A 21003-nucleotide genomic window follows, 5' to 3' on the forward strand; every position below is an offset into this window, starting at 1 on the left:
CTAGCTAAATTATTTTTCTTATTTACATTTAGGAGATGGTTATGCATATAGCTAAAAAGAAAAATATTTATGCATTACTAGGTAATCATTTACGTAAGGCTAGAGTGAGTAAAGGGTTATCAGGAAATGAGCTGGGTTCGATTATTCATTTGAGCCAACAGCAAGTATCACGATATGAGTTAGGTATTAATAAGTTGAGTTTAGATAAACTAATTGAAATTGTAATTTTTTTAGATATTGATATTAATGAGATTACTAAAATCATTGCTAAGCAGGTTGAGTATGAAAAAATGAGTTAGCGATAACCTAAGCAAGATAATTTTTATTTTCTTTTTATAACATTTTATGAATAATTTATTCCCTTTTAAAATGCCTAGTATAAAAAATAGGTTATAACTTATACGTTATAGAGAATTAGACGATTAATTTTGCATAGTACTCGAAAAAAATATGTCTATGGTAACTACTTAAAATTAAATTCTAGAAATAAGAATAATCAATTCAATATGTCTCTATTTTAAGGAGGGGAGCTTATTAGTGATCATAATTATAATTTTTTCTGGCGCTTCTCTCTCTACTTTTTCCAATGTTCCCTACCATTTAATAGAAGAGGATGTTTTTCGTTAATAAGAAAACCTTTTTTGTTTCTAATATGAGCTAAAAAGGTTTTAACATGATGTATTTAAACATTTATTTCATTTTCTATTATCTGTTTTTCTAAAAAGAATAAGCATTGTGATGTTGTTGGTGCATGAAAATTGATAGTATTGCAGATGACACAATGCTTAAATAAAGCTTAATGAATAATAGAGTAAGGCTATGGTTTGATGTTCAAATATATAGGGATATTGTTTGCTTTTTTACTATTAGGCTGTTCGGCCTCGAACAAAGGTTACTATCTCGATAACCGTTACCCATCAAAAAATAGTAGTCAGCGCATTCAATATGTCATTATTCACTACACCGTTTCCGATGATGCGCGTTCCATAGCCACACTAACGCAAGGCAAAGTGAGCTCCCATTTTCTCATACCGAGTGTACCTGAAACTAAAAATGGCCAGCCTGTTGTATTACAACTCGTTCCTGAGTCGTTAAAATCATGGCATGCAGGTGAAAGTTATTGGTTACACCATAATGGTTTGAATGATACTTCTATTGGGATTGAAATCGTCAATGCTGGATTACAAAAAGATGTAAAAGGAAAACGATATTGGGCTCCTTACAATGAAGCGCAAATTGTGGCATTGATACCTCTCATCCAAGATATTATGCAGCGCTATAGTATTCCTCCAGAAAATATTATTGGTCACAGTGATATCGCACCACTGCGCAAGCAAGATCCAGGCAAGGCATTTCCATGGCAGCGTCTTGCTCAACATGGTATAGGGGCTTGGCCAGATCCTAAAACCGTGACTAAATTTCTGGCGGGGCGTAATGCCAATGAGCCTGCAAACGTGTTACGCATTCAAAAAGCGCTTAATTTTTATGGATATTCAACAATCCCGCTATCAGGTAAGTTAGATCCACAGACGAAAAAAACATTGCGTGCTTTCCAATTGCATTTCCGACCGCGAGATATTGAAGGACAAGCGGACGCTGAAACAGAGGCTATCGCGTTGTCACTCATTGAAAAGTATCGTGATATGCAAAAATTTAAGTTATTTGAAAAGACTCTGAAGTTGCCTACTATTTCAACAAATCAGCAAGGTGATTAGAGGGCAGTAAAAAGCTTTGTAAGGTTAAGTGAAATACAGGTTGCTTTGTATTTCACTTTCACTGTTTAGCTAGCGGTTTGCGCCATATTCATGGCTTATTTCTTTTGCGGCTTTGATAACCATAGCGCCTAATTCAGTAATACGGTCGTCAGTGATACGTGATAATGGGCCTGAAATAGAAATGGCTGCGAAAGCTTCTTTGTGTTCATCATAAATACAAGCCCCAATACAGCGTAACCCTAATGCATGCTCTTCGTCATCATAAGAAAAACCTTGCTTTTTAGCCTGTTGTAAATTCTCTTTTAAAGCTGATGGGTTAGTTAATGTATAAGGCGTATAAGCATGTAAACCTTTACGGCTTAAAAGTGGAACCAGTTTGTCTTCTGGTAAGTTAGCAATGAATGCTTTGCCTGCCCCCGAGGCGTGTAATGGCAGTTTTCCACCGATTGGTGCTGACATTCTCATTAGCGCATTGCATTGTACTTGGTCAACAATGACGGCATCGTACTCTGTATGGTCTAGGATAGCTAAGTTGACAGTTTCCCCCGATTCATCCATTAAGCGGCGTAGTATTGGGTGGACGAGGGCTAACAAATTACGACTCTCTAAAAAGCTGCTACCAATGATAAAAGCATGAGAAGCAATAACCCATAGGCCTAAATCACCAGTTTGGCGAACAAAACCATGTTGTTCTAAAGTCATTAAAAGGCGATGTGTTGTTGAGTTGGGTAAGCCAGCTTGCATCGCAAGGTCAGTGAGGGCAATTCCCCCTGTCGATTCGGAAATATATTCCAATAGTGTTAATCCACGACTTAATGATTGAACTTGTCCTGCTGCAGCTGCGCCACTCGCCGGCCCTTTTGCTTTTTTAAGTTTCTTAGTAATTGGTGCCGTTGCCATTAAGTCTCTCCTGACTGTCATTTAGCTTCTATTATGAACTATTTCACTTGAAAATACTCATCGGATCAGTGAAAAGTGTGCTCTTGTGCAACCTTGAAAAACTCTCATCATAACAGCGAATTTTCACGAGAGAAGTTGTGATAGGATGTTAAAGGTAAAAATTTGACTTATTTCTCAGTGTTCCATTTTAGGAGGGCAGTGCAGTGTCCGCAAAAGTTACTCAATTAGAACAAGAATTAAAAAAACGTATATTGGTATTAGATGGTGCAATGGGAACAATGATCCAACAACATAAGTTGTCGGAAGCCCAGTTTCGCGGAGAACGATTTGCGGATTGGCCGAGTGATTTAAAGGGAAATAATGATCTATTAGTCTTAACTCAGCCAGATATTATTCGAGATATTCATTCTCAATACTTTGAAGCGGGCGCGGATATTGTTGAAACCAATACTTTTAACTCAACATCCATTGCGATGGCTGATTATAAAATGGAATCACTTTCCGCTGAAATTAACGAGGTTGCTGCACGCCTTGCCCGTGAATGTGCTGATGAGTGGACACGTAAAACCCCTGACCAGCCGCGTTATGTTGCTGGAGTCTTAGGCCCGACAAACCGCACCGCTTCTATTTCTCCGGATGTTAATGATCCCGCTTATCGCAATATCACCTTTGATCAACTCGTTGAAGCTTACCGAGAATCTACCCGATCTTTAGTAAAAGGTGGGGTCGATCTGATCATGATCGAAACCATTTTTGATACATTAAATGCGAAGGCCGCGATCTTTGCGGTAGAAACCGAATTGGAAGCTTTGGGCGTTTCTTTACCGATTATGATCTCGGGGACGATCACGGATGCCTCCGGTCGAACATTATCAGGGCAAACAACAGAAGCATTTTATAACTCATTACGCCATGCTCAGCCGATATCATTTGGCTTGAATTGCGCATTAGGTCCTAATGAGTTACGCCAGTATATTGCTGAATTATCAAGAATTGCTGAATGTTATGTCAGTGCGCACCCCAATGCAGGGCTACCCAATGCGTTTGGTGAGTATGACCTTGATGCGCAAAATATGGCCGAACAAATTCATGAATGGGCAACCGCAGGGTTCTTAAATATTGTTGGTGGATGTTGTGGAACGACGCCATTACATATCAAAAAAATGGCAGATGCAGTAAAAGGCATCACTCCACGCCAATTACCGTCACTGCCTGTTGAATGCCGTTTATCGGGTTTAGAACCGCTAAATGTTGGCGAAAAATCGTTATTTGTTAACGTTGGGGAAAGAACCAATGTGACGGGATCAGCAAAATTTAAGCGGCTGATTAAAGAAGAAAATTACCAAGAAGCCTTAGATGTGGCACGTCAGCAAGTTGAAAATGGTGCGCAAATCATCGACATCAATATGGATGAAGGGATGTTGGACTCCCATGCGGCGATGGTGCGTTTCTTGAATCTGATTGCTGGTGAGCCAGATATTGCTCGCGTGCCAATTATGATTGACTCCTCAAAATGGGAGGTGATCGAGGCGGGGCTTAAGTGCATACAAGGTAAAGGGATCGTCAATTCAATCTCAATGAAAGAGGGGGTTGAGGCATTTATTGAGCATGCTAAATTATTGCGCAAATATGGTGCTGCGGTGGTCGTCATGGCATTTGATGAAGTTGGCCAAGCAGATACACGTGAGCGGAAAATTGAAATTTGTCGCCGTGCTTATCAGATCCTTACCGAAGAGGTGGGCTTCCCTCCTGAAGACATTATTTTTGACCCAAATATTTTTGCCGTAGCCACAGGAATCGAAGAGCATAATAACTATGCCGTTGATTTTATTGAAGTCTGTAAGGACATTAAGGCTCAGTTACCTTATGCGATGATTTCTGGCGGGGTTTCCAACGTCTCCTTTTCATTTAGAGGGAACGACCCTGTACGTGAAGCAATTCATGCTGTTTTCCTGTATTACGCCATTCGTAATGGAATGGATATGGGGATCGTTAATGCGGGGCAGCTCGCTATCTATGATGACCTGCCTACTGAATTAAAAGACGCTGTTGAAGATGTGATTTTAAACCGCCGTGATGACAGTACAGAACGTTTGCTTGAACTGGCGGAAAAATACCGTGGAGCAGGGGCAGGAGAGCAGCAAGTTCAACAAGCGGAATGGCGTAGTTGGGAAGTTGAAAAGCGTCTTGAATACGCATTAGTGAAAGGCATTACCGAATTTATCATTGAAGATACTGAAGAAACACGCCAACGTGCTTCCAGCCCAATCGAAGTGATTGAAGGCCCCTTGATGAATGGTATGAATGTGGTTGGAGACCTATTTGGGGAAGGAAAAATGTTCTTACCTCAAGTGGTGAAATCTGCTCGGGTGATGAAACAAGCCGTAGCCTATTTAGAACCTTATATTCAAGAGCTTAAGCAGTCAGGTAGTAGTGCAGGAAAAATCTTACTCGCGACGGTAAAGGGCGATGTTCATGATATAGGCAAAAATATCGTTGGGGTTGTTCTGCAGTGTAATAACTATGAAATCATTGATTTAGGCGTGATGGTTCCGTGTGAAACTATTCTAAAAACAGCACGTGAAGAGAACGTTGATATTATTGGGTTATCCGGTTTGATCACGCCATCTCTTGATGAAATGGTGCACGTAGCTAAAGAGATGGAAAGACAAGGGTTTACCTTGCCATTACTGATTGGTGGGGCGACAACATCAAAAGCACACACTGCCGTGAAAATTGAGCCTAATTATAGTGGGCCAACGACTTACGTGCAAAATGCCTCTCGAACTGTGGGGGTTGTCGCAGCGCTATTGTCAGCAACACAAAAAGCAGATTTTGTTGCGCGCACTCGCCGTGAATATGAAACGGTTCGTCAGCAACATGGCCGTAGAAGGCCAAAAACACCGCCTGTGGCACTGGATGTGGCACGCGCTAATGCGGTTAATATTGATTGGCAACATTACCAACCACCTGCGCCAAAATTTCTTGGTATTCAAGAAGTCACCGCATCTATTTCAACGCTGAGAGACTATATTGATTGGACGCCATTTTTTATGACTTGGTCGCTGGCGGGGAAATACCCGCGGATCTTAGAAGATGAAGTGGTTGGTTCTGAAGCACGTAAGCTATTGAAAGATGCCAATAATATGTTAGATAAGCTTGATAAAGAAAATTTACTAACGCCAAAAGGTATTTTTGGCTTATTTCCTGCAAACCGAGTTGGCGATGATGTAGAAATTTATACCGATGAGTCAAGAAGCCATGTACAAGTGATGGGGCTGAATTTACGCCAGCAAACCTTAAAAACTGAGTTTCCAAACTATTGTTTATCTGACTTTGTCGCGCCAAAGGACAGTGGTAAAGCCGATTATATTGGGGCTTTCGCAGTGACAGGGGGCTTAGAAGAAGACGCGCTTGCTGATGCATATGAACAACAGCATGATGATTATAATAAAATTATGGTTAAAGCGCTGGCGGATAGGCTAGCGGAGGCATTTGCTGAATATCTACACCAACAAGTCCGCATGCAATATTGGGGTTATGCAGACGATGAAAACTTGAGTAATGAAGAACTTATTCGCGAAAATTACCAAGGGATCCGCCCTGCACCGGGGTATCCGGCTTGCCCTGAGCATACAGAAAAGGCAAAAATTTGGCAGTTACTGGACGTGGAAACGCAAATTGGTATGCAACTCACCAGTTCCTATGCGATGTGGCCAGGGGCCTCGGTATCAGGCTGGTATTTTAGCCATCCTGAAAGTAAATATTTTGCGGTAGCCCAGCTACAAAAAGACCAAATTGAGGATTATGCAAAGCGTAAAGGGATGTCGGTGACGGAGTTGGAGCGTTGGCTAGCGCCAAACTTAGCTTATGACCCTGAAGATTAAAACAAGATCAATACATTGATTTTTCATGCATTCGGCACCATCTTATAGGTAATACATTAGAGGGGGCCAATGATGAGCTATGAATTTATTATTGAAGAAGAACTGCCACGCTCAGCAGTTTTTCCTTATCAGATCCAAAACAGTGCGGCGCCTGAAACGTTCATGATGAGCGAAGACGCGGTGAGCGCTATGATGAGTGTTTTACAGATCATGGATAAGCTTGATACCGATGATTCACTGGATGAGCACTGTTTTAATCAGATTTGGTTAAGAAGCGAGCTAACACCTGCAAGAGCAGAAGAAATTTACCTATTTTTAGAAGAAAATTTAGCAGTAGAACCCGTGCCTTCAGAGGACGAAATCGCGGCTTTTCATCAAGCCCAAATCGATGAAAATAAGCTGTTATCTCAAGAAAGCCCGAAAGACGGTATGGTACCCGTGCATAAATTTTCGACCAATGACGGTTGGTTGGTGACCACGAAAGAGTGTGAATGGATTGCGGAAGTGTTTTCACCAGAACTGGTGAGTGAAAACCACTTTGTCGTTTCTCAGATCTCTGAACTGTGTAAGATTAGCCACCGCACATTGGAAGCTCTGTTAATTGAGTGGGGTAAATTTAATTTATTTGCCAGTAAACACGGTGGTTACCGCGTTAACTAAGTACTGCGACTTATTTCGGAGACAAAAGTTTCAGCAAGAAGCTGGCGTCTCCTCCGTTTTCTTAATAATTCCTTTGTTATTCTACTTTTTCAGCCAACATCCCTTATGAATTTTTTATTGGAGTGATATGTTAATGACATAACGCCAATAAATAGGTCATGGTGATGAAATTACGTTCTTTTCTGTTAGTTCTCTATGTTAGCGGTATTTCCCTTGCGCAAGCTGGCAATATCGTTGAAGCACCTTCTACGAAAGATAAACCGAATACGCTACAGGCGCAGCCTAAAAGCATGCCTATTCCTGATGAATTCAAAGCAAAATTGAAGCTAGCGAATGCCGGAGATGAAGAGGCAATGGTGGATGTTGGGCTTGCTTATATGGATGGGACTGAATTTTTAGACGTCAATGAGCAAGAGGCTTATCGTTGGTTTAAAAAGGTGGCTGACCGAGATAATACAGATGGAGATTATTACCTTGGGATGTTATTGCAAAATCAGGAAAAATACCGACAAGCGGAACAATGGTATCGCAGAGGTGCTGAAAAAGGCGATGCTTATTGCCAATATGCGATGGGTTACTTATATGAACATGGCATTGGGGTTGAGCAAAATTTAAAGCAAGCGAAAGCATGGTATGCAGAGGCCGCGGAGCAAGAACATGCTAACGCACAGTTTGCGATGGGACTGTTTTATCATGATGGGTTAGGTGGTGATATTGATTACCAGAAGGCTCGAGAGTGGTATGAAAGAAGTGCGGGAAATAATATTGCAGCCGCAGTGAATAACTTAGCAGTGATGTATGAAAATGGTGAGGGTGTAGAGCCGGACGCCGAAATGGCGATTTATTTATATCGTCAAGCTGCCAATATGGGCTCTGCGACAGCACAAGTGAATATGGGTGATTTTTATCAAGAAGGTCATAGCGCAATAGAAAAGAATAGCTACCAAGCGATGTACTGGTATAAACGCGCTGCGCAACAGAACAATATTGCGGCCCAACTGGCGATTGCGAAAGCCTATGAACAAGGTAATGGCGTTGGTAAAGATCTCGCTGAAGCTTTTCTATGGTATGAACGAGCAGCACAAAATAAATCCCAAGAAGCTGGAATGAAGGTAGCTGAATTCTATGAAAAAGGGTTAGGGGGGATTAAAAAAGACCCCAAAAAGGCTATTGAGTGGTATATATCACTTGCCAACAGTGATGGTAAAGCGGCTCAAATTAAGTTAGCGGAACTATATGTGTCTGGTGAGCTGAAAAATGTTGATGTGAATGACATTTTGAGTTGGTTGCTGATTGCGCAAGAAAATAACATCGAAGCTCAAAACCAGTTAGCTATCTTTTATTTAACGGGAACGGGTGTGGCGAAAAACACACACAGAGCACGGCAATTGCTGGAAAAAGCGGCATTTAAGAAAAATAGCGATGCCCAAAACAACCTTGCGGTGATGTATGCACGAGGCGAGGGCGGTGAGAAAAATATTTTTCGTTCAGTAATGTGGTTTGAACGAGCGGTAGAACTCGGTAATGAAACCGCAAAAAGGAACTTGGCGCTTTTAAAACAGAATAAAGGCGTGACGGGAAAAATGTTGCAATACACTGGTAGTGTTGCGCAACCCAGCAAAAATGCTAGAGAGGATTAATTGTATAATATAGAAGGCGATCGAAATGATCGCCTTCTAGTATTTTGATCAAACTTCCACACTATTCGAATAAGTTACTGTGCAAAGTACGAACGATCTCTTCAGCATCATTTCCAGGTACCAATAAACAAATATTGTGGCTACTTGCTCCATAGCTGATCATACGAATATTGAATGACTCAAGTGCCCCAAAAATTTGTCTTCCGAGGCCATTCACTTGCGACAGCTCATTACCAATGATTGCGACGAGCGCTAAATCTTCTTCCACTTCAACACGGCATAATGCGGATAGCTCGGTCATTAGCGCATTGGTGAGTAAACTGCCGTTAGTTCCCGTTGAACCTGTTGTGTCTAAGGTTAGGGCGACACTGACCTCTGAAGTCGTAATTAGATCCACTGAAATATTGTGGCGCAGTAAAATGGTGAAAATTTCCGCTAAGAAACCGCGTGCGTGCAGCATTTTTAGACTGTGCAAGGTGAGTAGCGTTTGTTTACGGCGCAGTGCTAATGCCCTAAATTGTGGTGGATTCGTGGTTTTATCACACACAATGGTGCCGCCGGCTTCGGGGGCTTTACTTGAACCGACAAAAACTGGGATCCCCGCACGTACTGCAGGAAGGAGTGTCGCAGGATGCAAAATTTTTGCGCCAAAGGTCGCCATTTCTGCCGCTTCATCGAAAGCAATTTCATCAATGCGTTGGGCACTCGGTACGACGCGAGGGTCTGTGGTGTAAATTCCAGGAACATCAGTCCAAATATCGACACGTGATAAATTAAGTACTTCAGCTAACAAAGCGGCGGTGTAGTCACTTCCACCGCGCCCAAGAGTGGTCGTGCGGCCTTTTTCATCACGACCAATAAACCCTTGAGTAATGACAACCGACTCAGTAAGGCGTGGCATGAGTTGTTGTTCTGACAATGCTTTTAGCTGAGCAAGTTCTGGTTCAGCACGGCCAAAGCTGTCATTCGTTCTCATCACTTTGCGTACGTCAAACCATTGGGAATTAGCATTACGTTGGCGTAGTACTTCAACAAATAGTAAGGTTGACATTAATTCGCCATGGCTGACCATTTCATCCGTTAATGCATCGGAAGTGGCTAAAGCAGCCGAATCAGCTAAATGTGCAATATTATCAAGTAACCGATTGATTTCTTCACGAATAACATCAGCTGTTTGTAGATTATCAATAATTGCATATTGAATATCTTTCACTTTTTTCAGCAGTTCATTGCGTTTATCCGCATCGCAGCCTTCAGCCAGTTCGATTAATAAATTGGTAATGCCAGCAGAAGCTGAAAGTACCACAACTCGCACATTTGGGTTGGAAAGAACGATATTGGCGCTGTTGTTCATCGCTTCAAAGTTAGCGACGCTGGTGCCGCCAAATTTGGCGATAACATACTGATGGTTGTCTGTTGAAGGCGCTGCGGTATTCATGGTGTCAATCCCTTTGGTTAAACCTAATCTTTATATAGATTTATCGGGTAAATAGGATTGCGTCAATCAAGAATCGAAGTAAATCAGTAATTCTAATGATAGGTAATTTATTATCGGTTTTCTCAATATCTCTTGTCATACTAGTCAGATAAATCAGTTACTCTGAATATGGTATTTCCGTGAAAACGTTAATTAAGTCTGGAAAAGTCGCTCAGAATTGGGGAATATCAATATAACGCAGAAAACCGATAAGTCTCGTTTTCGTGACGGGGTACAATCTATTTCTATTTAAAATTATTTGGAGAGTGTTATCCATGAGAAGTATTAATCCAAGCCAGACGGCTGCATGGCGGGCGCTAGAGCAACATTTTGCGCAAATGAAAAATGTTCATATGCGCGATTTGTTTGCACAGGATAAAGACCGCTTTACTCATTTTTCGGCGACGTTCGATGGTCAAATCTTAGTGGATTTCTCCAAAAATAGAATTACACAAGAAACATTGGAACATTTATTGGCCTTAGCAAAAGAAACAGAGCTAGAAAGCGCTATCAACAGCATGTTCCAAGGTGAGAAAATTAACCGTACTGAAGACCGTGCGGTATTACATACTGCTTTGCGCAACCGCGATAACACCCCTGTTTATGTCGATGGCAAAGATGTCATGCCTGAAGTGAATGCGGTATTGGATAAAATGCAGCAATTTAGTCAGCGCATTATCAGCGGTGATTGGAAAGGGTACACCGGTAAAGCGATTACTGATGTGGTGAACATCGGTATTGGTGGTTCTGACCTTGGTCCATTTATGGTGACAGAAGCACTACGACCATACAAAAACCACCTAAATATGCACTTTGTATCGAATGTGGATGGTACACAAATTGCGGAAACGCTGAAAAAACTGAACCCAGAAACGACACTGTTTTTAATTGCGTCAAAAACCTTTACAACGCAAGAAACCATGACTAATGCGCATTCTGCTCGTGATTGGTTCTTGGCTGCGGCAAAAGATGAAAGCCAAGTTGCTAAGCATTTTGTGGCGCTTTCAACGAATAGCGAAGAAGTTGCGAAGTTTGGTATTGATACCAACAATATGTTTGAATTCTGGGATTGGGTTGGTGGCCGCTATTCATTATGGTCAGCAATTGGTTTATCGATTATTTTATCGGTTGGCTTTGATAATTTCGTTCAATTATTGAGCGGCGCCCATGCGATGGATAAACATTTTACCCAAACTCCATTAGAAAAAAACATCCCGGTGTTGTTGGGTTTGATTGGCATTTGGTACAACAATTTTTTTGAAGCAGAAACTGAAGCGATTCTGCCATACGACCAATACATGCATCGCTTTGCCGCATACTTCCAACAAGGCAATATGGAGTCGAACGGTAAATATATTGGTCGTGATGGAAAACCTGTTACTTATCAAACTGGTCCAATTATTTGGGGGGAGCCAGGAACCAATGGCCAACATGCGTTTTATCAGTTGATCCACCAAGGAACTAAGATGATCCCATGTGATTTTATCGCACCTGCGGTAACCCATAACCCGTTAGGGGATCATCACGAAAAATTATTATCTAATTTCTTTGCGCAAACCGAAGCACTGGCGTTTGGTAAAACTCGTGAAGTGGTTGATGCCGAGTTTGCTGCGCAAGGTAAAAATGTCGCGGATATGGAATATGTTGCGCCTTATAAGGTGTTTGAAGGCAACCGCCCAACTAACTCTATCTTATTGAAATCAATCACGCCATATTCGTTAGGTGCATTGATTGCGATGTATGAGCACAAAATATTCACTCAAGGGGCGATTTTAAATATCTTTACTTTCGACCAATGGGGCGTGGAGTTAGGTAAACAACTCGCAAGCCGTATCCTGCCTGAATTAGAAAATAGTGATACCGTGAGTAGCCATGATAGTTCGACCAATGGTTTGATTAATAGCTATAAAGCTTGGCGATAAATTACTAACGTATTATTTAAATACTTCAATATAAGGTAGGAGCTTCCTGCCTTATATTGTTTAGTCGACATTTTGTTTAATTGAACGATTGTTTAATCGACTATTTTTCAAGCAACTAAATCTATTTTGTTAAGATATTAATGAATTTTATTATTATCGATAACTAGCTAGTATTTAAAAAACTTTTTACTATATTTTTACATTTTGTGTTGAAAATGTGACTTTTTATATAAATTGTTAGCTAACTTTAACCTTGTCGTAAAACAACGTGATATCCTATTGTGTAAGAAATACAGTAAATCATGACCATGTTATTCATGGTGGAATTTTAAGTAATGGATGAAACGCTTTTTACTTCTCAGCCGATTCACTGGCTGGTGGAGAACGATAAAATAGTGCCTGCCAATGTATTAGATTGGCTATTAGAGCTTGGCTCCATGACAAAACGTTTTGAGCAACATAGCCAGCAAGTGACTGTCATTCCATATTTAGAACGCTATGTATCGCAAGATAAGCTAAGTGCGGATGAAGTGCAGTCTTTACCTGAAAGCCAGCGTTATTGGGTCAGAGAAGTTGTCATGTATGGAGATGGTATCCCTTGGTTACTGGGCCGAACGGTAATCCCTGAAGAAACACTGACTGATGATGACCAACAACTGGTGGATATTGGGAGAATGCCATTAGGGCGTTATTTATTTAGCCGCGAGAGTTTAACTCGAGATTATATCCATATTGGTTCTTGCGCAAATCGGTGGGTACGTAGTTCTCGGTTAAGACTATCGAATAAACCGTTGCTGTTAACAGAAATATTTTTACCTGAATCACCTGCATATCGCTAACTATCCTAAGTACTTTGAGTTTTCAGGTCTCTGCAATGACACTATGCCAACAAATATAAATCAGTAAGTTGCCGAGTTTGGTGGTATTAAAATATACCTAATTTGAAGTATGATGGAATTCGAAAAGGAGCACGATAAAGTGGAGGGAAGTATGACGCTAAGTAAATGGCATGCATACAGCCGTTTAATGCGTATTGATAGACCCATTGGTTCACTGTTGCTATTGTGGCCGACGTATTGGGCATTATGGATTGCGGCTCAAGGTACGCCAAGTTTACATCTTTTAATTGTATTTACTGCCGGCGTATTTTTTATGCGTGCAGCTGGTTGTGTTATTAATGACTTTGCTGACCGTCATTTTGATGGCCACGTAGAGCGGACTAAACACCGCCCACTCCCGAGTGGGGACGTAACAGAAAAAGAAGCAAAAATATTGTTTGCAAGCCTTGTTGGCCTCTCTTTTCTGCTAGTTTTGACACTCAATTCCATGACCATTTGGTTGTCGGTTGCAGGTTTGGCTTTGGCATGGGTTTATCCCTTTGTTAAGAGAGTCAGTAACTTACCCCAAGTGGTATTAGGTGCGGCTTTTGGTTGGTCAATTCCAATGTCTTTCTCTGCTGTTGGTGAAACTTTGCCAGTTGTTTGTTGGTTACTGTTTTTAGTTAATATTATTTGGTCGGTGATCTACGATACTCAGTATGCAATGGTAGACCGCGATGATGATTTAAAAATTGGTGTGAAATCAACCGCTATTCTATTCGGGCAATATGACAAACTGATTATTGGTTTGCTGCAATTACTGATGGTTGGCTTATTATTGGTGATTGGCTCACTGGCGGGTTTAGGAACCCTTTATTATATTTCATTAGTGTTAGTTGCGGGTTTATTTATCTATCAGCAGCAATTGATGGTTAACCGTGAACGTGCGCCTTGCTTTAAAGCTTTTATGAACAATAACTTTGTTGGCTTAATATTGTTTATTGGTATTTTTATCAGTTATTTTTAAATTACAGTTATTGAGCCAAAGTGAAAAAGGTCATGTTATTTCTAACATGACCTTTTTTGTTTTATTGGCTTGAGAAAAGGCGATTAGCTTTTCACTTGTTCCGGAGATTGCGTGCTTTCAGTTAGTTTTTTTTCAGAAAACTCATCGTCTTGGCTAACACTTTCAATAGTTAAACGGATCTCAGGTGACATCAAGCGAGCCAGAACGGCATACAGTTTCTGTGCATTGGTTACAAAGATATCATTTTCATTATTATCAATGTAGCCTTCCTCTCTTAGGGTATCGACCAATGTGGAGAATACCGCTTTATCAAAGAATTCAGGAGCGTTAATACCGTGTAGAACAGAAAGGCGTTGCGCAAGGATACGACTTTGTTTTTCCAGTGTATTACGGCTAATTTCCGGGCTCGCATTGAGTAATGACAATGTGATTGCATAACGTTGTAAAGTCTCACGAACGCCTGCGGCTAAGAGCTGTAATGGACGAATACGGCGAGGATTTAGCACCACCACATCATCTTCTTTTAAGCAAATTAGCTTTTGGTTATTCAGTTCATCAATTAGTGTATCTACCGTCTCATGTAGCTCATCACTGTTATAACGCATAAACAGTTCTGCTTTTAAGAATGGGTAAATTTGGCCTACTTGATAGTGAATGTCTTGGCGGCTAATGCGTTCATGGTGCAACACAATGCTAGTTATTAGCGATGGTAATACTAATAAATGATGGATATTGTTACGGTAATAGGTCATCAAGACGGCATTTTCGCGAGGAAGAATGATAATATCCCCCATGCTGTCTTTTTCGACTTCAAATTTATCCATTTGCAAAGCATGTTCTAACAATTGCTCGGCCGTTTTATTTGGCGTTGTAGCATCTGCGGTGTATGGCACATTGCGCAATAATTGCAGGTAACAGTCGACTTGTTCAACTAGTTGCTCACGAGTCAGTGAGCGTTGACGAGAAGCCAGTAACGCAGTCGCACACAGGTTAATCGCATTGGCTGCGGCTGCATTATTAATATTGACCATAATGTTATCAGCTAACGAACTGACCGTTGGGTTTAGCCAAGTTGGTCTTTGTGCTTCGATAGGGTCGATAGAGTCGCGCCAATCAGGTACACGCTGGTTGAGATAGTGTGGAAGCGAAATTGGCTGGCCAAAGTTAACATAGCCTTGGCCTAGGTTGCGCAATTTACGTAAGCCGCGAACCATAGAGAAAAAGCCTTCTTTCTCTTTTTCTGCACCGCGCAGTTCTTTGGCGTAAGTACCCACTTCCATCACATGTTCATACCCGATGTAGATAGGAACAATGGTGATAGGGCGTGAGTCACCGCGCAACATCGCTTGTAACGTCATGGAGAGAGTACCCGTCTTAGGCTGTAATAAACGACCGGTACGTGAGCGTCCACCTTCCACAAAGTACTCGATGGAGTAACCTCGGGCAAATAGCTCACTTAAATATTCACGGAAAACGGTCGAATACAGTTTATTGCCTTTGAACGTTCGGCGAATAAAAAAGGCCCCTAAACGACGGAAAATAGGCCCAGCAGGCCAGAAATTGAGGTTGATCCCCGCGGCAATATGGGGTGGAACTAGCCCTTGATGGTATAGCACATATGAGAGCAGTAAGTAGTCCATATGGCTACGGTGGGATGGCACATAAACGATTTCATGGCCGTCTTGTGCTAGCTGGCGGACTCGTTCAGCGTGCTGAACATTAATGCCTTGATAAAGGCGATTCCAAGTCCAACTAAGAACCCTATCCGTTAAACGTACTGCTTCATAAGAGAAATTGGCTGCGATTTCTTCCATCATCCCAACGGCATTTTGCTGAGCTTTTTTGAGTGGAATTTTTTTACTGCGCGCTTCGTCTTCAACGGCTTTTTCAATTGCTTTTGACGTCAATAACTTATTAAACAGCTCATAACGTGCAGGGAGTTTTGGCCCAACTGCTGCGAGACGTTGGCGCGAATAGTGAATACGCGCGACACGGGCGAGTTTGTTGGCAATAATGGAGTCTGTGCCGTGGTCTTGTGCCATTTTACCAATTGAGACAATGGGTGATAAACGCACGAAGCTGTCACGCCCTAACCATAAAACGGCGAAGAATTTTTGAATCCCATTTAACAGTTTCAATGGTGGTGCTGGAGTATGGCCTTCACGACCCGGTGAGCGGCCAAACATCACGGATGCCGGTAGCATTTGAATATCTAGATTTGGATTGTTTTTATGCAAATCTAAATAAGCATGGAAAGTTTTTACTGAATCCTTACGTGGATTCGGTGAATAATAGCGAAAAATACGTGGGCCATCATCGATAAAAACGTACGCCGGAAGCTTCGTTCCATTGATATCATTGTCGACCAGAGGGTCTGGCAGACCAATAGCTAAGCATTGATGCCGTAGCGTGAGGAGGTCAGACTTCGAATGATAAGGTAATACGTATAGGGTTGGCCTGTTGACATCAAGCTGCAACTCAGTGATGGGATCCGAAGGAATTAGTTTACTTTTTACCAATAATTTAAGTGGTAAATTCAACGTGTTGTAATATATTTTACGCCATAGTGACATAAATGATTATAGCCTCTTGTTAACAATGCTGCGCAATCATACCAGAAATACATGGTTAGATCTGTTACTGACAATTCACTTTGACCGTAAAAATCGATTATTGTTTGTATTTTTTAAGGAATAAATATGGCGAGTCAAGTTAAGGGCTTCACGCGAGTGATTAAAGCTGCGGGGTATTCCCTTAAAGGTTTGAAGGCAGCTTGGGTTAATGAAGCCGCATTTAGGCAAGAATCTGTTGCTGCAATTATCGCGATTTTTATCGCATTTTATTTAGATATCAGCTATATAGATAGGATTTTGTTAGTGAGTTCTGTTGTTCTGGTGGCAATAGTCGAATTACTGAATAGCGCGATAGAAGCCGTAGTTGACCGTATCGGAAGTGAATATCATGAACTTTCAGGGAGAGCTAAAGATATTGGTTCTGCCGCGGTATTTGTGAGTATCGGTTTAGCGTTGTTTATTTGGGTACTCGTATTATGGAAGCGCTATTTCCCTGGTTAAGGTGTTTGGTTACTTAATCAGGTAAAAAGAAAATAAATCGATAACAAATGCTTAAATTGAGCGATTTAACTGTTCCAAATCTTCATTTACCTGTATATACTCACAGCTTGACTGTATAAACAAACAGGGGAACGGAATGAAAGCACTGACGGCTCGACAACAGCAGGTTTACGATCTAGTGCGTGACCACATTTCGCAGACGGGTATGCCTCCTACACGCGCTGAGATAGCAGCAAGCCTTGGTTTTCGTTCGCCTAATGCGGCAGAAGAACATTTAAAGGCCTTAGCGCGTAAAGGGGTTATTGAAATCGTCTCAGGTGCATCTCGAGGTATTCGTCTGCTTCTTGAAGAAGAAACCGAAGATCAGGGGTTACCTCTGATTGGACGTGTAGCCGCTGGCGAACCATTATTAGCACAGGAACATATTGAGAGCCACTATCAAGTTGACCCTGAGCTGTTTAAACCACATGCAGATTTCTTATTGCGTGTGAATGGGATGTCCATGAAAGATATTGGTATTATGGATGGCGATTTATTAGCTGTGCATAAAACACAAAATGTACATAACGGGCAAGTAGTGGTTGCACGTATCGAAGATGAAGTCACTGTTAAACGTTTTAAGCAACAGGGTAACCGTGTTGAGTTAATAGCAGAAAACCCAGAATTCGAACCTATTGTTGTTGACTTGCGTCAGCAAAATTTCACTATTGAAGGTTTAGCGGTTGGGGTTATTCGTAACAGTGATTGGTATTAATTTTCGTTAGCAACCAGCTGTAATGGTAGGTTACAGACGGTGAAGACGATTGCAGGCAGATTTCATGGTTTTATTCTGAAGTCTGCCTGTTTTGTTTCCTTTCTTATATTTTTCTCTTCTCTATTTTCTCTTTGCATTTCATCAAACGATCTAGCAGTCCGGCTATTTATTTTTTCTTAGGGGTTACAGGTTGTTCGTGGTTATGATGACAATGTTCATGATCTTGGCAGCTATTCACTTCGTCGCAATTTTTACATAAACCATGGTTTTCCACTACGGTATGCCTTAAGCGGAATTGGTGTTCATCTGCCAAATTAATAATTGCGGCTTCTATCGTTGTGCAATCACTTTCCGTTACACTTCCGCACTGGTCGCAAATTAACATAACAGAGATATGGCTTGGGTTATCAAAATGGTGACAAACAACATAGCTGTTGGTTGATTCGATTTTATGGATAAAACCTTGTTCCATTAAAAACTCAAGGCCACGATAAACGGTAGGTGGCTTAGCCTGAGGTTCAATTTCACGTAGTAAGTCGAGTAAATCATAAGCACTGATCGCACCATGCTGTTGTGCTATTAGGCTCAATACCGTTTCTCTCTGTGGTGTCAACCTGACGCCTCTTGATTGGCAAATATGTTCTGCCATCGCAAGAACTTTTTTTTCACTCATCTTTTCCATTTTACTGACCCCACCCGTTGAAAAATGCAAATGTTTACTGCACACAAGTTTATCACAGTTTCTTGAACTATAGAGAATCAAGAGATGAATGCGGTGCTATCAAAAAATTTTAGCTTTGCTGAGTTTTTTTTGACTAATAAATAAAATATAAAAAATGATATTTAATTTTATTTAAAAATAAACAGATAAAATGAAACATATATTAAACAAATTTATTGTAAATTCATAACTCATGATGAATAATTAATTGAAAGATTTAGTTTTAATTTGATGTAATTTCAATTAAGACTTATCTTGCCTTTAATTTACAACCTTCTTTTCTCACCCTCTAAAGCTTACTTTATGGGGTTTATGTTTATTATTTTTGCAGGAGCACAGATTAATCTTATTTTATTTATATATTATTAGGCAATGATTAAAGTCATTGCCTAATATATTTAGATTAGTATTTATATTCAATACCTAACCAATAATTACGACCCTCTTCGATATACCCATTAGTATATTCATATGATTTATCGAATAAGTTATTAACTGATGTATTAACAGATATTCCTTGTCCAAAGTCATAATCTAAACGTAGGTCAGTTTTGGCATATCCACGCACTTTGCTATCTGCATCGACATAATTAAAGGCCCAGCTTCTTGCTTCTTCGGTTACAGTGATGCTGAATGGCTCATAAGGGGTAAATTTCACCCAAGCGAAGGCTTTGTGGGTAGGTAATTCAGCAACATGTTTAACGCTGTAGTGTTTTGGATCAGCATGAATGTAGCCGTAACTTAAACCCGCTTCCAACCAATCGGTAATTTGCCCGTTAGTCCCTAAATCAATGCCAAAGTAGTCAACTTTGCCGCTGTTACGATTTTCGAGTATATAACCTCCATCCTGATTAGTACCGACACGATGCGCCATAATGGCATCAGTTACATGGTTATAATAGAGACTTGAAGTATATGACCAAGTGGGTGAGATATGTCCCTTGTAAGTCAAATCATAGGTAAGAGCACGCTCAGTATCGATATGTGGGTTAATGACGAATGTGTCGTCACTTTTCATTTTTTCTTTGGTATAACGCTCTTTTTGCGTTGGGAAACGGCTTCTTTCTGATATAGAAAATTGAACGGTGTCTTTATTTTCTAAATGATAGCGAGCCATGACTTCCCAGTTGAACGCATTTTGGCTATTGCCATCGTATTTTTCAAAATCACCAGATTTGTAATCATAGCGCTTACCGTCAGCACTTTTGCGCCAGTCATAGCCAATACCACCAATAATATCTAAGTTATCCATGGCAACCCATTGATATTCGGTAGCAATAGAATAGGTATTATCTTTATAGCGGTCGAATGGGACATCTCTTTTGGCGCGTGCACGGTGGACATCTTCTTTCCAGTGTGCAGCAAATGACAGCATATCTAATTCACGCACGGTGAAGTCAACACGCATGTCAGCACCGTTACTGTAATCATCGTAACGGCTGTAGTTATAAAGGCCTTTTTCGTAATCTTTGACAGATTTATACTGATGAAGCGTATTTTTGAACGTATCGTGGTATAGGCGACTCTGTAAAGCGATATCGTCGGTGACTTGGGTTGTACCGTTGAAATAAATGCTTTCTTTATCATAAGCAGGCCACTGCCAAATTTGTTGTTTTTTATTCGCTACGCTAGGTGGACTATTTTTATCACCCTCTTGTTTTAAATAAGTCACGACGTATTCATCTGCTTCTCGTGGTGTCCAGCCTACTTTCACCATCATACGTTTGTCATCAGTTGCTGAATTCGGGCGACGGCCATTATTACCCGCTAATGGGTTATTATTTTCTGAGCCCGGTATTCCCATAAAGCGCTGCTTATATTGACTGCCACTGACTTGAATAAAGCCGAGATCGTTACGCCCCCCTAAACGTGCGCTGATATTGTGGGCGTTATCTGCACCGCGAGCAAAACCTTGGTTTAAGCTAATATTGGCTTCAAAGGGTTTTTGAGGCGTGGCGGTGGTTAAGTTGATAGCCCCGCCCATCAGGTTCGGGCCTTGTAATAGAGAGGTATAGCCGGTGGATAGCTCTACGCTGGCTAGCTCGCTAGTCATAAAGCGGCCAAGGTCTAGCGTACCGTCATAAGGCACGTAAGTTGGAATACCATCAAAGAAAATAGGTACTTGGCGGCTATCAAAACCACGTACATTGACTTGAGTTTCATTGCGGTTTCCTGATTTTTGAATAGAAACTCCTGGCATGGTACTCAGCGCCTGTGCGACGTTTGTTTTATTCAACTGCTTCATTTGGTTTTCTGTGATGATGTTAGCATCAGCGGCAAGCGGGGTGCTCCAAACGGACATCACATCGGTATTTTTTTCAGTGTTAGGTGAGGCTGCGTAGCCCTGTGTCGTGAATAAAGCCATCCCAACCCAATAGGTAATTTGTTTTATTTTCATTATGTCTTTC

At 41.1% G+C, this 21003-nt stretch carries 15 protein-coding genes; 10 read left to right on the forward strand and 5 right to left on the reverse strand.

The genetic code is table 11. From position 1 onward, the window contains the following. Positions 1–41 precede the first annotated feature (41 nt). Together P3L44_RS02010 and P3L44_RS02015 are read left to right on the forward strand one after the other, a co-directional pair. Positions 42–299: a helix-turn-helix domain-containing protein gene (locus tag P3L44_RS02010; RefSeq protein WP_036958356.1), complete on the forward strand. Its 258-nt coding sequence runs from the start codon at positions 42–44 to the stop codon at positions 297–299. 528 nt (positions 300–827) lie between these two features. Next, entirely contained in the window at positions 828–1715 is an 888-nt protein-coding gene (locus P3L44_RS02015) for an N-acetylmuramoyl-L-alanine amidase (RefSeq protein WP_272662009.1), read from the forward strand. Positions 1716–1784: 69 nt separating this feature from the next. Here P3L44_RS02015 and iclR read toward each other — a convergent pair whose 3' ends face one another. Continuing rightward, positions 1785–2615: a glyoxylate bypass operon transcriptional repressor IclR gene (gene iclR, locus P3L44_RS02020; protein WP_036958355.1), complete on the reverse strand. Its 831-nt coding sequence runs from the start codon at positions 2613–2615 to the stop codon at positions 1785–1787. A 203-nt stretch (positions 2616–2818) separates the two neighbouring features. Here iclR and metH point away from each other — a divergent pair, with 203 nt between their 5' ends. The 3 genes from metH (at position 2819) to P3L44_RS02035 (ending at position 8802) form a co-directional block, all read left to right on the forward strand. Continuing rightward, a complete protein-coding gene (metH, locus tag P3L44_RS02025; protein ID WP_272662008.1) occupies positions 2819–6502 on the forward strand; it encodes a methionine synthase in 3684 nt (1227 codons plus the stop codon). 69 nt (positions 6503–6571) lie between these two features. Then, positions 6572–7162 (forward strand): hypothetical protein, encoded by a 591-nt coding sequence (locus tag P3L44_RS02030; RefSeq protein ID WP_004261328.1) that lies wholly within the window; start codon positions 6572–6574, stop codon positions 7160–7162. A 164-nt stretch (positions 7163–7326) separates the two neighbouring features. Then, positions 7327–8802 carry an SEL1-like repeat protein gene (locus P3L44_RS02035; RefSeq protein ID WP_272662007.1) on the forward strand — a complete coding sequence of 492 codons (1476 nt, stop codon included), beginning with the start codon at positions 7327–7329 and terminating at the stop codon, positions 8800–8802. 61 nt (positions 8803–8863) lie between these two features. Here P3L44_RS02035 and lysC read toward each other — a convergent pair whose 3' ends face one another. After that, positions 8864–10240, reverse strand: coding sequence for a lysine-sensitive aspartokinase 3 (gene lysC, locus P3L44_RS02040; protein ID WP_272662006.1), 1377 nt, complete (start codon positions 10238–10240; stop codon positions 8864–8866). A 314-nt stretch (positions 10241–10554) separates the two neighbouring features. Between lysC and pgi the strand changes: the two genes are divergently transcribed. From pgi to ubiA, 3 genes are all read left to right on the forward strand, one after another. Beyond that, complete coding sequence (gene pgi, locus P3L44_RS02045; RefSeq protein ID WP_123382739.1) at positions 10555–12201, forward strand: glucose-6-phosphate isomerase; 1647 nt, start codon at positions 10555–10557, stop codon at positions 12199–12201. A 335-nt stretch (positions 12202–12536) separates the two neighbouring features. Then, complete coding sequence (gene ubiC / locus P3L44_RS02050; protein WP_272662005.1) at positions 12537–13040, forward strand: chorismate lyase; 504 nt, start codon at positions 12537–12539, stop codon at positions 13038–13040. A gap of 151 nt (positions 13041–13191) precedes the next feature. Further along, positions 13192–14046, forward strand: a complete 855-nt coding sequence (gene ubiA, locus P3L44_RS02055; protein WP_036958350.1) for a 4-hydroxybenzoate octaprenyltransferase — start codon at positions 13192–13194, stop codon at positions 14044–14046. An 83-nt stretch (positions 14047–14129) separates the two neighbouring features. Here the strand turns inward: ubiA and plsB are convergent, their stop codons facing one another. Next, positions 14130–16619 (reverse strand): glycerol-3-phosphate 1-O-acyltransferase PlsB, encoded by a 2490-nt coding sequence (plsB, locus tag P3L44_RS02060; RefSeq protein WP_140172895.1) that lies wholly within the window; start codon positions 16617–16619, stop codon positions 14130–14132. Positions 16620–16745: 126 nt separating this feature from the next. Here plsB and P3L44_RS02065 point away from each other — a divergent pair, with 126 nt between their 5' ends. Continuing rightward, a complete protein-coding gene (locus P3L44_RS02065; RefSeq protein ID WP_272662004.1) occupies positions 16746–17120 on the forward strand; it encodes a diacylglycerol kinase in 375 nt (124 codons plus the stop codon). Between the two features lie 136 nt (positions 17121–17256). Further along, positions 17257–17874 carry a transcriptional repressor LexA gene (gene lexA, locus P3L44_RS02070; RefSeq protein WP_004915217.1) on the forward strand — a complete coding sequence of 206 codons (618 nt, stop codon included), beginning with the start codon at positions 17257–17259 and terminating at the stop codon, positions 17872–17874. A 166-nt stretch (positions 17875–18040) separates the two neighbouring features. Here the strand turns inward: lexA and zur are convergent, their stop codons facing one another. Next, entirely contained in the window at positions 18041–18556 is a 516-nt protein-coding gene (zur, locus tag P3L44_RS02075) for a zinc uptake transcriptional repressor Zur (protein WP_004915213.1), read from the reverse strand. 442 nt (positions 18557–18998) lie between these two features. Further along, on the reverse strand, positions 18999–20993 hold the full coding sequence (locus P3L44_RS02080) for a TonB-dependent receptor plug domain-containing protein (RefSeq protein WP_140172896.1): 1995 nt from the start codon (positions 20991–20993) through the stop codon (positions 18999–19001). Between the last annotated feature and the right edge of the window lie 10 nt (positions 20994–21003).

This window comes from Providencia sp. PROV175 (assembly GCF_032707045.1).
In the GTDB taxonomy this organism is placed as follows: domain Bacteria; phylum Pseudomonadota; class Gammaproteobacteria; order Enterobacterales; family Enterobacteriaceae; genus Providencia; species Providencia hangzhouensis.

Bases quoted from the DNA above. Each gene is read 5' to 3' on its own strand.
- ubiC (WP_272662005.1), top strand. From the start codon at position 12,537: ATGGATGAAACGCTTTTTACTTCTCAGCCGATTCACTGGCTGGTGGAG.
- lexA (WP_004915217.1), top strand. From the start codon at position 17,257: ATGAAAGCACTGACGGCTCGACAACAGCAGGTTTACGATCTAGTGCGT.
- P3L44_RS02035 (WP_272662007.1), top strand. From the start codon at position 7,327: ATGAAATTACGTTCTTTTCTGTTAGTTCTCTATGTTAGCGGTATTTCC.
- P3L44_RS02010 (WP_036958356.1), top strand. From the start codon at position 42: ATGCATATAGCTAAAAAGAAAAATATTTATGCATTACTAGGTAATCAT.
- plsB (WP_140172895.1), bottom strand. From the start codon at position 16,619: ATGTCACTATGGCGTAAAATATATTACAACACGTTGAATTTACCACTT.
- iclR (WP_036958355.1), bottom strand. From the start codon at position 2,615: ATGGCAACGGCACCAATTACTAAGAAACTTAAAAAAGCAAAAGGGCCG.
- P3L44_RS02015 (WP_272662009.1), top strand. From the start codon at position 828: ATGTTCAAATATATAGGGATATTGTTTGCTTTTTTACTATTAGGCTGT.
- P3L44_RS02080 (WP_140172896.1), bottom strand. From the start codon at position 20,993: ATGAAAATAAAACAAATTACCTATTGGGTTGGGATGGCTTTATTCACG.
- ubiA (WP_036958350.1), top strand. From the start codon at position 13,192: ATGACGCTAAGTAAATGGCATGCATACAGCCGTTTAATGCGTATTGAT.
- lysC (WP_272662006.1), bottom strand. From the start codon at position 10,240: ATGAATACCGCAGCGCCTTCAACAGACAACCATCAGTATGTTATCGCC.
- P3L44_RS02030 (WP_004261328.1), top strand. From the start codon at position 6,572: ATGATGAGCTATGAATTTATTATTGAAGAAGAACTGCCACGCTCAGCA.
- pgi (WP_123382739.1), top strand. From the start codon at position 10,555: ATGAGAAGTATTAATCCAAGCCAGACGGCTGCATGGCGGGCGCTAGAG.
- zur (WP_004915213.1), bottom strand. From the start codon at position 18,556: ATGGAAAAGATGAGTGAAAAAAAAGTTCTTGCGATGGCAGAACATATT.
- P3L44_RS02065 (WP_272662004.1), top strand. From the start codon at position 16,746: ATGGCGAGTCAAGTTAAGGGCTTCACGCGAGTGATTAAAGCTGCGGGG.